Below are 13,290 nucleotides of genomic sequence, written 5' to 3'. Positions count from 1 at the left end.
TGATGCGAGCATCCAGCTCTAAAGCGGCTTGGTAATTACCGCAAGGGTTTTGTTTCAGCCAACTGGGAATGTGGTCTACGTAGAATTCGCAACGCCATTGGTTCAGCTTGGCTAGTGCCGCTAAAGAGTATAATGAATTGGCTTGAGCGGAGCCGCTACCCACTAAGGTGTGGATGCCTGCTGGCGGCTGCTTTAAAAAATGGTAAAACTTGCGCGCTTTGTTGCCAGAAAATTGCGGATGAAGTAAATCATCGCGTTTAACGAACAGTGAGTGTCCTTGAAATTGCACGGATTGTACGGGAGAAGTGGTAAACAAACGCTTAACCGTAAACACGAAATCAATGGCCGTTAGTTTACGTTGCACTGCGAGCTCTGCAAAGCAAAACTTATGCTCAATAAGCCTCACTCAACCCACTAGCTTAAAAGCGTTTTATGACACCGCTATGGCAATTTTGCGTAAGCCTAAAGATCCTTTTATGGCTTTGGTGATCATCATCTTCTGGTCGCTAGCCCAGTATTGGCGCGACTAGTTGGGCATAATGTGGATGAGCCGACTCACGGTACAAACAAAAATAGAAGCCTACATTGAATTTTATTGCCTCGTTAAGAGTTACAACTGTCAATGATAGCTTCAACAAGATATTACTCTGAATTACCGAGAATTATCCAAACAGCTTTTCCCACAAAAACAGTGCACAAAGCTGTGGATAAAATTCGCTAGGCTTTAAGCTATATGGCTTACAGCGGATCGGGTTTTAGCGTCAATATTGTCTCTCAAAATTAGTAAAAAATTCTTTTTTGTGCTTACTTCGTCAAGGGGCGTTGACATTTTTACGCAAGTTAAAATTAATACAATAATAGAACGTTTTCTGTTCCTCGCTGTTGCTTTAAACAGCGCAAAAGTGACAGTCAGATTTGGCCTATTGAGTTTGCGCTTGCCGATAACTGTCTAATTTTTTTGCGATACTTTTGGGCCGTCGTTTACCCGTAAATTGACAAAAAACGGGTCTTTTTGTTTGTTAAAAAACGGTGATGGGAGATCTGTGTTGGCATTTGGGTAAAGTTGCAATCAGCTAAGTGTTTATCTCTATAGGTGATTATTGAGAAAACTCACAATGGCAAAATGTTCTATTTTATTGAATCTTTGGTTGCGTGCTTTGGGTAAATGTTAATAACTTGAAGCTTTGTGAATAACTTTAGTGAAAAGTCCCCGCTGTAGAGCACTTAGTCTGCCATTTATGAGCTTGGTTTTGCGGAGGGATTAAGCGCTTAATTCGAGTTTTTAAGATAGCACTTTCTATTACCTTAAACGCTGGGGTAGAGTGGGGGTTTACGGAGGGCTAATGAAACAAGTCGATCAATTATGGGCCGAAGGCTTAAATAAACAACAGATATATCAACATGCGGAGCAACAGCAGTGGAATTTGCGTAAGGTAACCAAGGCGTTGGCCGCGATACCCGAAACCAAAGCGCTGCAGACTAATGCTAAATTGAAGGCGTTCTTACTCGCCTTATTGCAGTTGTTAGTGCTCAGTAAATGGGGCTTTGGTTTAATGTTGGCTGAGCAGATAGATAGCAATTTGCTCATAAGCTTGCTGCTACCTAGTCTACTGCCCTTACTGATTATGCTGATGATCTACAAAAACAAAGTGAATGGTTATCTCTTGTTGATGGTATTTGCTGGTTATTCTCTCTACCAAGGTTTGCCTTATATGTTTTACCTTGAAGGCTTGGTTAATTTGGCGGTGAGTTCACTGTTACTCGCCTTGGGCTGTTACTTAAAGAAACGTTTATTCCCTTTTCAGAATTTATTTCACAATGCCATTTCTCATCGAGGACACTATATTTTTCAGAAGGTAGAGAGCGAAGCATCAAAGGATCAATGACCGCCCATGACTGTTAAATCTTTGGAGTTGCTGGTTCCGCCGCCATTATGGTTATTGTTGTGCGCCATAGTGGCCTACGGCCTAGCCAAGCTACACGGCTTGTTAGGCTTAACTTTATTGCCACCAGCCATTTTGCTGCTACGTTGGCCTTTGTTATTGGTGGCGGGGTTTATTGCGCTGCTGAGTTTGCTGGGTTTTATTCGAAAACACACTACCATTAACCCCCATCACCCTGAACGTAGCCAGCACCTTGTGGTGGGGGGCTTGTATCGTTTTAGCCGTAATCCAATGTATTTGAGCTTGTTAATGTTATTACTGGTTTGGTGCTTGCACTTGCAAAGCTATTTAGCGCTGCTGAGTTGTGGCTTGTTTATTTATTTGCTGACTCGGTTACAGATTAAACCAGAAGAAAGAGCGCTAGCGCAGCATTTTGGCGAGCGTTATTTGCAATATTGTCGTAGAACCCGCCGTTGGTTATAGCATTTTCTTCTTTTTATCGAAGGGCTTAAGCGAGTTTAGCTTGGCAATCTAGAGACTTGGAGTACACTGTCGATAGGTGCATTATGTGATCTGGATCTCCTTTTGTTTAAGTGAAAAGCTTTGCAGCCTTGCTGTTAAGCCACGGACTAGGGATAACTAGCACAGATTTTTTAGAGTAAGCTAAACATGGCTAATCCAATTTCACCGCGTAAAGCTTGGGTAAAGGGTTCTTTACCTCTCGCTGAGTATGCCGCTTCTTGTAATCAAGCCCAACTTCTGGCCTTGTCTCCACAATTACGTAAGCTTCGCCAAAATGGTGTTGATGCCATCGTTGTGCCGGTGCATTGGCGTTATCTTGCGCCATTTTGCGCCGAGCAGTTGGCTCAAGCCGAAAGTTGGGAGGCGCTTAAGCGTTTGTCGCAACATTTATTGGGACATGGCTTTAAGTTGCAATATCAGTTGTTTTTTTCTTCCGATACTCAACAAGGCGTGGAGCAGCGTCTCCCGGACTGGTTCTGGGGTTCTATGCTGGCGAAACTACCTGCTAGCAAAACTGCCGATGCGATTAAGTATGTAAACCAATTTGGCCGAGACAATACCCAAAGTCCGAGTCTTTGGGCCGAGGCTAGCTTGCTAGAAATGTTTCGTGGTTGGATGGATAACTTTGCCCAGCAGATGCAGCCATTTGCCGCTAATTGTGATGTGGTTTTTCTGGGCTTAGGGCCCGATGGTGATGCCTGTTTGCCGTGGGGAGAACGCGATGGTCAGGCGATTTATCAAAGTTTTAGCCCAACGGCTCTAGCGGCTTTAGCTGCAGATATGGAACAACAATATGGCTCCAAACAAGCTTGGTTAAGCCTTTGGGAACTCACCGGAAAGCAGCCGTGGCCGCAGCAGTTAAGTGAAAAATTGGTAGAGTGTTATCAGCATAAAACTAGCTCAACCTGTTTTAAAGAGTTTAACCTGTGGTATGCGCAAAATTGGCAGCAGTTTGTTGGGCGCTTTCTGGCTAGTGCACAGGCCAGTTTTTCTAAGCATTGGGTGCACAGTAAGCTCGCGCTGAATATTCCGCTGCCGGGCTTGAGTGCTAGTGACCATCCTTGGTTGGCTTGTTTAACCGGCTTAAACCCTCAGCCGTGGTTAGAGCGCTCGCAACTATTAGACTATCAGTTAGCGCAGTTAAGTTATTGGAATAAGCAAGCGCAAAACCGCTTAATGGTAGTAGTGAGTGGCGCGGAATCTAGCCATGCATCACGGCAAAATCAAGCCTTGCTGAATGCCCTCAAAGAGTTGGCCATTCCTGCCTTAGTACAAAATGCTCAGCCGCAGGCGTTGGCAAATCACCCCGGTTGGGATCAACTGTATCATTCGGTATTACATGGCAGTGCGTTTCAGGGCTGGTTGTTTAATGATATGTCGCAGTTGAATGAGCAGTCTATTGTGCAGGGGCGTTTATCGCAGCTGAATAAGTTTAAATATCAGCACAGTGAGACGCGTCAGCTAGGTAAAAAGCAATTCCGTGTGATGGGGCCTCTACACCTTAAAGTGGCTAACCAAAAACAATTGCTAGAAGAAGAAAACTGGGTGCAATTTGAAGAGCAGTTACGTGAACTGCGCACCACTGGGGTAACGGCTATTTCTACCGACATTTGGTGGGGCTTGGTTGAAGGTGATAAACCCGGCAAGTTTGACTGGAGTTATTACGATCGTGTGGTGGCCTTATTAAAACGCTTAGGCCTGCAATGGGTGCCGATTTTGTCTTTCCATCAGGCGGGAGGCAACGTTAATGACGACTTCATGCAAGCGATTCCCTTATGGCTGTGGGGCCGACTGCTAGAAAGCCATGACCAATTAAACTCGGTGCAGGACCTGCAGTATGTATCAGAGACTGGTGACGCCTCTATGGAGTATGTGTCGCTGTGGGCCGATGAGTTTGTGATGCCCTATTACCAACGCTTTATGGAGGCCTTTAAGCAGCATTACATTAACAAAGCCAGCTTAATGGACGAAATTAACGTGAGTCTAGGTCCTGCGGGTGAGCTGCGTTATCCAAGTTACAATGCCCACGACTGGGGCAATTATCCCAACCGTGGTACTTTGCAATGTTACAGCCGCTTAGCCAAGCAAGATTGGTTGGCTTACTTAAAATCCAAGTTCCATAGCATTAGTACCTTAAATGCGAGTTTTGGTTTTACTTGGGATAACTTTGAACAGGCAGAAATTCCTGACGCTAACTGGTTGTTTAGCCATAAACGTTATATTCACAACGCTTGGGCGCGTGAGTTTTTAGGCTGGTATCACCAAGCCTTGGTGGCGCATGGACGGCGTATTTTTGAAAGCGCATTAGCGGTATTTGAAGATGAGGCCTTTGGCCAGGTTCCCATTGGTATCAAAATTCCTGGTATTCACTGGGTGGTGAGTGACCCTGAATTGCCGCGTGCTGCCGAGATTACCGCGGGGTTAATTGCGGTTCATCCCACTTTAAATAGCAGTAATCAACAGGAGTACTTAGGTTTGTTAAAAGGCCTATTACCGGAAGGTAAGCAGTCGCGAGCGGCCATCCACTTCACTTGCTTGGAAATGGTCAATAAAGATTACGAGGGCTACTCACGTGCTGCTGATTTGGTTGATTGGATGGCCGATGCCGCCGATGAATGCCAAGTGGCACTGATGGGAGAAAATGCGCTAGCCGGTGAACTTTACGGTGAGCAGGGATGGAAGCAGATGGCTAGGGCCTTAAACCGTTCGCCAGGTTACGACGGCTTAACCTTACTGCGCATGCAAAACTTCTTCGATGATGAGCCTACGCCTAGACGTGAATTGAAGAAACTGATTGACCGCATTTCATAATGCCAACCTCAAGTTAACACTAAAGCGCAGTGATTCACTGCGCTTTTTTTTGTGTCACTGTGCGCTGTTGGCATAAGGCCTGTCAGTGTTCCCATCGATGTTATTTTAATTATTATGGCGGTGATCGCGCTAGAGATAGATGATACCGGCTCGATGCGCATCGGTAAGAGGGTATTCAAGCATGTCTTGGTCATTCCGGGTATTGTCACGATTGTGCGCGCGGTAGTGTTAGGTTTTGTATTTGCTGGTTAGTCATTTAGCGTTTAGCCGAGGCGAAAATGCCCTTGCTGATGATGCAGCTAAGCATGCTTAACTCAAGGGCGGATTTTCTGGTGTAAGGGCGTGGCCGAATGCAGTGAATTATTTTAGTATTGAGCGCTATTTGTTAAAGAGTTGAAGGAAGAAGGAATGCGTTTAGTATCGTGGAATGTAAATGGGATCAGAGCGGTGATGAAGAAAGACTTTTTAGCCTCGCTTGAATCCATGCAAACCGATGTATTGTGTCTACAGGAAACGAAAGCGCAGGATGAGCAAGTGCTTGCTACTCTAGCAGAGTTAGACGGTTACCATATCTACAGTAATTCGGCTGAGAAAAAAGGTTACTCGGGCACTGCCATTTTAACCAAGCAGCAACCTCTAAATGTGGAATACGATATGGGCATTGCTGAACACGACCAAGAAGGCCGAGTGATTGCAGCGGAATATCCAGATTTTATTTTGGTGACGGTTTATACGCCCAATTCCGGCAGTGAACTTAAACGCTTGGATTACCGCCAGCAGTGGGATGCCGATTTTTTGACTTACTTAAAAGGCCTAGAACAGCGCAAGCCGGTATTGGTGTGTGGTGACTTAAACGTGGCTCATAAAGATATCGATTTAGCGCGCCCTAAACCCAACTACAATAAAAGTGCCGGTTACATGCAAGCCGAGATTGACGGCATCGACAATCTGACTAGCGCAGGCTTTGTTGATACCTTCCGCTTAAAAAAACAAGATCAGGTTAAATATAGCTGGTGGAGTTACCGAGCCGGTGCTCGCGGCCGTAACATAGGCTGGAGAATCGATTATTTCTTGGTAAGCGAAGCCTTTGCGGACAAGGTTAGCGATGCGGATATTTTAACTGACATTATGGGCTCTGATCACTGCCCGGTGCAGGTTGATTTAGCCTTATAATGATTGTTATTGGCAGTAATAAGTGGCGGCTAATAGCTTAACTGGTTGCTACTTATTACTGTTTAGGGTGATTCAAACAGCAGATACTTAAGCTAAACAAAATGAAAAGCATTCCCGATCCCAAGCATTACGACATTGTGCCGCCCGATATGCATTATCGTTATTTCGAGGCACTGCAAGCTCAGCCTTTTGAGCGGGATAACTGTGCATTTTCTTTGGTTAATGCTAGCTGGTTAGCCGATTGTTCGCTGCTGGCTTATTGCCATCCCGGCTTTGCCCGCATGGCCTATCGTTTAGCGGGTTTTGAGCAGTTTGAATTTTTTCAAGGTACTGGCACCGAGTGCATGGCCGCGGCTAATCAAGAGCTGTTAATTATTAGCTTTCGAGGCACTGAGCTGAAGTCTTTCTCTGCCTTACATGAGTTACGCAGCGACCTAAATATTCTACCGGTTAATTTTAACCAAGGCGGGCGAGTTCATGCTGGCTTTCAAAAAGCCTTAGATGAAATATGGGATGGAGAGCAAGGCTTAGGTCGGTTTATTCAACAGCAAATTAAGGATTATCCGCAACGCGCTATTTGGATGACTGGGCATAGTTTGGGGGGCGCTTTGGCTAACTTATGTTTTGCTAAAACGCCTGAGGCCACCGGCTTGTATCTGTTTGGTAGCCCGCGAGTAGGTGACCATGATTTTGTGCAAAGCCTGCAACAACGGCCGATATGGCGGGTAGAACATGGCCGTGATCCGATCCCTTTGTTACCACCTAAATTGTCTTCGGTGAAGTTTTATTTTGAGAGCTGCGGCGAGCTAGTTTACCTTCATGCCGAACAGCCGATTGCTCATCAGCGGCCACATTTAAGTGCCAGCGAGTTTAAAGATTTACTCTTGGAAACCTTACAAGTTCAACATCAGCGGCGTAAACAGCTTAAATTAGATTTGCTCGAAATTAACCAGCACTTGCTGCGCTCGTTTAGAGAGTGGCGTGATAGCTTCAAACACCTGCAGGCTAATACCGGTATTAGCTTTAGCGATCATATGCCGATTTATTACGCCTTAATCTTGGGTAACAAACTGTCGCAGGCTGGGCAATCCAGTTTAGCACTAAATCTGTAAGCTAGCTCAAAGTAGCTGTCGGCGTCGCTATTATACTAAAAGAAGCAGTAAGCCCTTACTGCAGATACGGTAAATAGTGAATACGGATTAAACTATGATTGATCGTCAAATTAGTGCCTTTATGCAGAGCTATGTGGTGGGGGTTGAACTGGATGACAGTGTAGAGCAAGTCTGCCAAACTCTGGATCAACATCAGTTACATTGCGTTCCCGTTTTCACTCCAGACAAACAGGTTTTTGGGGTGATTAGCGCGAGTGATTTGGTACATTTTTCTACCTTACATGAAGACCCTAAGCAACAGCGAGCTTGGGAGGTGTGTTCACATAAGGTTATCACCGTGAATGCAGCGATAAGTGCCAGGCAGGCGGCTGAACTGATGGTAGAGCAAAAAATCCATCATCTACTGGTGATGAACGAGCAGCACATTGTGGGCATTGTCTCGTCACTTGATTTAATTCAAGCCTGTTTACTGAATCAGAATTAACCAACAAATACTGTAGCGTAATCGAGAACTTAAGGATGGAGAGTGGATAGCCAAAGGGAAATTAAAGATCGAAGCAGCTGGGCCATTGGCGGCGGTACGTTGTTGGGGCTAGGCATGGGGCTGGTGATATTGCCTTATTCGGCCTTGGGGTTTGTGGGGGCACTGATAGCAGGCCTTGGTTTAGGCCTGATCATTAGCGCGATACTGTCGACACGTTGCTAAAGCTAGAAAAACGCAGCTCAGGGCTGCGTTTTAGTTTACGGAAGGCTTATTTCATTCGGCCTTGGGTTTGCTGAGGGCCTATTTTACTCTACACAAAAAGCCTTTTAAGTAGTGCCCTTCGGGATAGGGGCCTGCAACTGGGTGATCCTCTGCTTGTTCTAAGGTTTTCAAAAACTGCATTTCTCGGCCGGCATCAATGGCCGCATCGGCAACAATTTTTTGAAATAAGCTGGTGGGCATTAAGCCAGAACAGGAATAGGTGAACAGCAAGCCACCGGGGCGCAGCATTTGCAGAGCCAAGCGGTTGATGTCTTTATAACCTCGGCTGGCTCGGTTAAGGCTGGCTTTACTATCAACAAACTTAGGTGGATCCAGCACGATGATATCGAACTGTTCATCACAATCTCGGTAACTACGCAGTTGCTTAAATACATCGGCATTTAGTTGGGTGATTTTACTGCTGTCTAAGCCATTTAAACTGACGTTTTGCGCGGCGATGGCTAAGGCGCTGTCAGATACATCCACATTTACCACTTTTTTGGCTCCGCCTGCTAGGGCATAGGTGCCAAAACCACCGGTATAACAGAAGCAATTCAATAGCTTTTTACCCTTGGCCATCTGTCCCACTAGGCGGCGGTTATTGCGTTGGTCTAGGTAGTAACCGGTTTTATGGCCGGTTTCCACATTAATTAACAGGCGTAAACCGTTCTCTTCAATTTCCATTGGTTGAGCGGGAAGCTCACCGTGAATCAAGCCTTGTTGGGGTTCTAAGCCTTCCTTCTTGCGCACATCCACATCAGAGCGCTCGTAAATGCAGTCCTCTGGGAAGCAATGTTTTAGCGCTTCGATTAAGTTGGCACGCTGAAATTCGGCGCCAGCGCTGAGTAGCTGAATCACCAAGACATTAGCATATCGGTCGATGGTGATGCCGGGGAGGCCATCGTTTTCTCCCGCCACCACTCGATAGGCATTGGTTGCGGCAAATTCTGGCAAAATGCTGCGCGCCGCTTGAGCCTGTTGTAGCCGCTCTATAAAAAATGCTTGGTCTATTGGCTGCTGCTGGTCAAAGCTCCAGACACGGGCTCTAATTTGCGATTCGGGTGAATAAGCGGCAGTGGCAAGGAACTTCCCTTCGGCGCTGTAAACTTCAACGGTTTCGCCAGCCAGAGGCTTGCCCGATACTTTATGAATACCATTTGAGAATATCCATGGGTGGCGACGTAATAGGGCTTTGTCGCGCTTGGCTTTTAGGGTAATGATACCGCTCATAATGTTTGTCCTAGTTACTAATGCCGCGCATTATAGACATCTACTTGAGCTTGACCAAGTAGATGTCTGCGGTTTATTCAAGATTATCCCAGCGTGGCTAGCCAGTTTGGCTAAAAATAGGGGGAGGTTTTTATAGCTTGGCCATGGCTTTGCCATTCATTTCTTTTTCTAGCGCGCTGTTTAAGGCTGGGCGCTGACTGGTGCGCTTGCGGTAATTCATTAATTTTTCAGGCAGAGTTTGCTGAAAGCTTACCGCCCAATTTAGGGTATGGCATAGCAGTATATCAGCTACGCTGAATTGTTCGCCTAACAAATACCCGTTCTCGGGGATCCAGCCTTCGGCGATAGCGGCAGCTTGATTAAATTCCCAAGTGGCGGTATCTATCATTTCAGCAATACGCTGATCTTCGGGAAGGGCGAAGCGGTGTTTCCCCATGCTCCATAAGGCTTGCTCTAATTCGGTGGTGGTAAAACTAATCCAGCGATGATGCAGTGCCGAAGTTGTTGTGCCGGGTTCGGGGAGAAATTGCGGGCCGTATTTTTCGGCCAAATATAAGCAAATGGCGGCAGACTCACTGATGACCATGTCGTCATCTTTTAGCGCTGGAACCTTTCCGCAAGGGTTGAGTGCCAGAAATGCTTCACTGCGCTGTTCGCCAGCTTGAAAATTAACATAGTGATAATTCCAATCTAATCCCAGTTCTTCCAGCATCCAAGAAACACGAAGTGAGCGCGAGCGCGGTAAGCCGTATAAGGTAATCATTACTACTGTCCTTTAAAAGATTGTCATGGGCACTCTATAAAGTAGTTGTTTATAAAGTACTAAGCGAGTTTTTGTTATAAGTAGAAGGTCGCTAGAGTGGCGCTTAAATCTAAGTTTATGCTCTGCGATTATAGCCCGTAGTCGCGTTCAACTTTGGCAATGCGTACTTTAAACTCGGCATACCAAGTATCGCGCCCCTGTTTTTGTGCTTGCTGATGTTCGGCGTTTAACTTCCAGTTTTTTATTGCGTCGATATTCGACCAATAGGAAACGCTAATGCCGATTTCTTCTCTGGCTGATTCAAAGCCTAAAAAGCCCGGTTGTTGTTCGGCCAGTTCTAGCATTCGCTTAGCGGCTTGATGGTAGCCTTGGTCATCCTCGGTTCGAATCGAGGTAAAAATAACAGCGTAGTAAGGGGGCTTTGGGGTAGTGGCAATGCTTGACATGCTGGCTCCTTGAAGGTTTTGCTGTATCAGCAATAGCAACCGTCAGCTTAACCAAAGCGGGCCAAAGTTCAACAGAATTGTCTGCATCAACATTGCACTGATTTAATGAGCTCGGAAACAAGCATAACAGCAAGTGCGATTAGCACTTGCTGTTAATGGGTTTAGGCGCTTTCTAGCAGCTTATTCATGTCTTGTACGAGCTGGTTGAAGGCGACACGACTTTGCTGCTCAATGGCCGAAGCCAAGGGAATTTTAGCCGTCATCGGGTTAACGGCTCTGCCATTAATATGAAATTCATAATGTAGGTGAGGGCCAGTTGAACGACCGGTATTGCCTGATTCGGCGATAACTTGTCCGCGGGTGACTCGCTGGCCTTTACGCACTTTAAAGCGGTTAAGGTGTAAGTAACGGGTACGGTATTTACCGCCGTGCTGAATCACGATGTATTTACCTGCGTAAGGGTGATTTTCTACACGCGTTACCACGCCATCGCCTGCCGCGAGTACTGAAGTACCAATGGCTACACCAAAGTCGGCGCCGTTGTGTGGCGAGATCCGCCCGGTAATTGGGTGTTTGCGGCGAGGATTAAACGAAGAGCTAACCCGGTGCGCGCCTTTAAGTGGTACCCGCATAAAAGCACGCGCTAAGCTTTCACCTTGTTTGTCGTAATAGTTGCCATTACTGAATAAATAAGCGCTGTATTCTTTGCCTCGGTTAAATATACGCACTGCGCTGATTTCACTTTGACCGGTAAGTTCGCCATCGATGTATTGGCGATTTCTTACGATTTGAAATACATCGCCGGCTCTGAAGTCACGAGAAAAACGCAGTTTATCCTTAAACATTTGGGCGACTTGTTCAATTTCGTTGGCATTGAGGCCGGCTTTTTGCGCGGATAAGTAAAAACTACCTTCAACACTGCCGCTAATGGCTTGCTTTTGCCATTGGCCTTCAATGTTAATGGTTTCGTATTCAAAACTACTGGCGTCGATACGCTTAAAGATAATTTTCTGGGCTGGGTTAAACGCCAGTTGCAGTGCTTGTAATTGGTTGTTATCGCGGTCAATGGTGAAGGTAAGCTCGTGACCAGGGCTTAAGGTATCGAGAGCCAAAACCGAAATATCGGCTTCTAACACCTGATACATGGTGGTTTGGTCGATATTAAAATGAGTGAAAATTTTACCTAAAGTATCGCCTCGTTTGATGGTGTAGTGTTGTTCACTAATACCTGTTGCGGCTGCAGGACTGGGGTTAGCCGGCGTTACAGCTTGCGCCCTTGCTTGGGTTTGCTGCTCTTGCCTAAAGTCGTCTGCTTTAGGTTCTGGGTGAATATTCTGGGTAACAATGTCGATGGCCTGATCGCTGTGACTGGCGATGTCGAAACTCAAGGCTTCACTCGTTTGAGGAAAGCTATTCTCAGGCAGCTCAATCAATTGACGGCCGCTATTGTTAATTTGCCGGGAGCTTGGCCAAATGCTGGCAATGGTAATGACCGCACCACAGGCGAGGATCAGTTGCCAATGTTTATTTGGCAGACGACTTGGCCGCCGAAATAGGCGGGTTTTACTGTTAAACATAGTTTGAATTACCTACTCTGCGCTGGTTAGGGCTAGTGATGACCAACGCATGATTTGACGTGCGTTTAGCGGGTAAAAGGCTTAGGTACATTAGGCCGTTCTCGCTTGGCAGGCTGAACAAAGACCTTGAAACTCATAGCTCTGGGAATGCAGGCTAAATCCCTGTTGTGCGGCAAACTGTTCGAGTTCTGCCTTTAACGAAGCGGACAAGCCGATCTGCGCGACGTTTTCACACTGAGTGCAGATGAGCAAGGGATGAGGAGCAAAGGGCTGTTGTTGGCGATTAATAATGTAGCGACTGCTTGACTCTATATGTTGAACAAAGTGTTGTTGAACTAGAAAGTCTAGGGCGCGGTATACCGTGGGCGGTTTGGTATTGGCTTGTTGTTGCTGTAATTTTGCCAGAATTTCATAGGCACTTAAGGCACCTTGATGTTGGTGCAAAATAGCTAATACGGCACTGCGATTGGCCGTAAGCTTAAGCTTATGCTGGCTACAGTAAGCTTGGATGCTTTTTATATAGTTAACTGTAGACATAAGTACCAAAACGCTCGTTGAAAAAAAGAGTAGCAGATTATGCTGCTTGACCAAAAGCGTTACATTATAACATCGCTTAGGGCTGTGCAAGCCGGGAATACTCATCGTATTGTTAAGCGTGATCCTCTGCTCATTATTTAAGTTGATGTTAGCTAAGTAAATTTCCCCCCCAATAGAGGAAGTTGTTAAAGCATCAGATGGTGTTATTGCTTGCAGAGGAGTTGAGCAAGTAAGACTCTGGGTAGCGAATGTCTTTACCTGACATGTAAGGCTTATTGTTGGCCTTATTTAGCCTACATTGTTCGACTATTGTTGCTTTTTTGCATGCTTTGTTCGCTTTCTAGGCACTCGGTGCTTATTTTTGAAAAAGCGGTTGACTTGTTTCGGTGAAAAACGTTTAATAGCCGCCGTTGCCCGGATAGCTCAGTCGGTAGAGCAGAGGATTGAAAATCCTCGTGTCGGTGGTTCGATTCCGCCTCCGGGCACCATCT

General features: G+C 46.0%; 13 protein-coding genes, 1 tRNA gene and 1 pseudogene. 9 read left to right on the top strand and 6 right to left on the bottom strand.

Annotation, left to right across the window (positions count from 1 at the left end; genetic code table 11):
* Positions 1-364: pseudogene (locus ACQY6Q_RS04910) on the bottom strand (hypothetical protein); the annotation flags it as partial.
* A 979-nt stretch (positions 365-1,343) separates the two neighbouring features.
* Between ACQY6Q_RS04910 and ACQY6Q_RS04905 the strand changes: the two are divergent.
* From ACQY6Q_RS04905 to ACQY6Q_RS04870, 8 genes are all read left to right on the top strand, one after another.
* Entirely contained in the window at positions 1,344-1,886 is a 543-nt protein-coding gene (locus ACQY6Q_RS04905) for a hypothetical protein (protein WP_427978558.1), read from the top strand.
* Positions 1,887-1,892: 6 nt separating this feature from the next.
* Positions 1,893-2,366 carry a methyltransferase family protein gene (locus tag ACQY6Q_RS04900; RefSeq protein ID WP_427978555.1) on the top strand — a complete coding sequence of 158 codons (474 nt, stop codon included), beginning with the start codon at positions 1,893-1,895 and terminating at the stop codon, positions 2,364-2,366.
* Positions 2,367-2,552: 186 nt separating this feature from the next.
* Positions 2,553-5,216, top strand: coding sequence for a family 14 glycosylhydrolase (locus tag ACQY6Q_RS04895; protein WP_427978549.1), 2,664 nt, complete (start codon positions 2,553-2,555; stop codon positions 5,214-5,216).
* Positions 5,217-5,330: 114 nt separating this feature from the next.
* On the top strand, positions 5,331-5,468 hold the full coding sequence (locus ACQY6Q_RS04890; protein WP_427978546.1) for a hypothetical protein: 138 nt from the start codon (positions 5,331-5,333) through the stop codon (positions 5,466-5,468).
* A gap of 156 nt (positions 5,469-5,624) precedes the next feature.
* The gene (locus ACQY6Q_RS04885; protein WP_427978544.1) at positions 5,625-6,389 is read left to right on the top strand and encodes an exodeoxyribonuclease III; all 765 of its coding nucleotides are present in this window, start codon (positions 5,625-5,627) and stop codon (positions 6,387-6,389) included.
* Positions 6,390-6,490: 101 nt separating this feature from the next.
* Positions 6,491-7,501 carry a lipase family protein gene (locus ACQY6Q_RS04880; protein WP_427978541.1) on the top strand — a complete coding sequence of 337 codons (1,011 nt, stop codon included), beginning with the start codon at positions 6,491-6,493 and terminating at the stop codon, positions 7,499-7,501.
* Between the two features lie 94 nt (positions 7,502-7,595).
* The gene (locus tag ACQY6Q_RS04875) at positions 7,596-7,985 is read left to right on the top strand and encodes a CBS domain-containing protein (RefSeq protein WP_427978538.1); all 390 of its coding nucleotides are present in this window, start codon (positions 7,596-7,598) and stop codon (positions 7,983-7,985) included.
* A 42-nt stretch (positions 7,986-8,027) separates the two neighbouring features.
* Entirely contained in the window at positions 8,028-8,207 is a 180-nt protein-coding gene (locus tag ACQY6Q_RS04870; RefSeq protein WP_427978536.1) for a hypothetical protein, read from the top strand.
* Between the two features lie 78 nt (positions 8,208-8,285).
* Here the strand turns inward: ACQY6Q_RS04870 and ACQY6Q_RS04865 are convergent, their stop codons facing one another.
* The 5 genes from ACQY6Q_RS04865 to ACQY6Q_RS04845 all read right to left on the bottom strand — a co-directional run bounded on the left by ACQY6Q_RS04865 (position 8,286) and on the right by ACQY6Q_RS04845 (position 12,799).
* Positions 8,286-9,476, bottom strand: a complete 1,191-nt coding sequence (locus tag ACQY6Q_RS04865; protein WP_427978534.1) for a class I SAM-dependent rRNA methyltransferase — start codon at positions 9,474-9,476, stop codon at positions 8,286-8,288.
* A gap of 130 nt (positions 9,477-9,606) precedes the next feature.
* The gene (locus tag ACQY6Q_RS04860; protein WP_427978532.1) at positions 9,607-10,239 is read right to left on the bottom strand and encodes a glutathione S-transferase family protein; all 633 of its coding nucleotides are present in this window, start codon (positions 10,237-10,239) and stop codon (positions 9,607-9,609) included.
* Between the two features lie 128 nt (positions 10,240-10,367).
* The gene (locus tag ACQY6Q_RS04855; RefSeq protein WP_427978530.1) at positions 10,368-10,685 is read right to left on the bottom strand and encodes an antibiotic biosynthesis monooxygenase family protein; all 318 of its coding nucleotides are present in this window, start codon (positions 10,683-10,685) and stop codon (positions 10,368-10,370) included.
* A gap of 161 nt (positions 10,686-10,846) precedes the next feature.
* Positions 10,847-12,262, bottom strand: a complete 1,416-nt coding sequence (locus tag ACQY6Q_RS04850) for a peptidoglycan DD-metalloendopeptidase family protein (RefSeq protein WP_427978528.1) — start codon at positions 12,260-12,262, stop codon at positions 10,847-10,849.
* Between the two features lie 90 nt (positions 12,263-12,352).
* Entirely contained in the window at positions 12,353-12,799 is a 447-nt protein-coding gene (locus ACQY6Q_RS04845; RefSeq protein WP_427978525.1) for a Fur family transcriptional regulator, read from the bottom strand.
* Between the two features lie 412 nt (positions 12,800-13,211).
* Between ACQY6Q_RS04845 and ACQY6Q_RS04840 the strand changes: the two genes are divergently transcribed.
* Positions 13,212-13,287 (top strand) — tRNA-Phe (locus ACQY6Q_RS04840).
* Positions 13,288-13,290: the final 3 nt, after the last annotated feature.

It is taken from the genome of Agarivorans sp. (genome assembly GCF_050295395.1).
In the GTDB taxonomy this organism is placed as follows: Bacteria; Pseudomonadota; Gammaproteobacteria; order Enterobacterales; family Celerinatantimonadaceae; genus Agarivorans.
The sequence above is the reverse complement of the archived record's forward strand: the minus strand, read 5'-3'. Positions and strand labels throughout refer to the sequence as shown.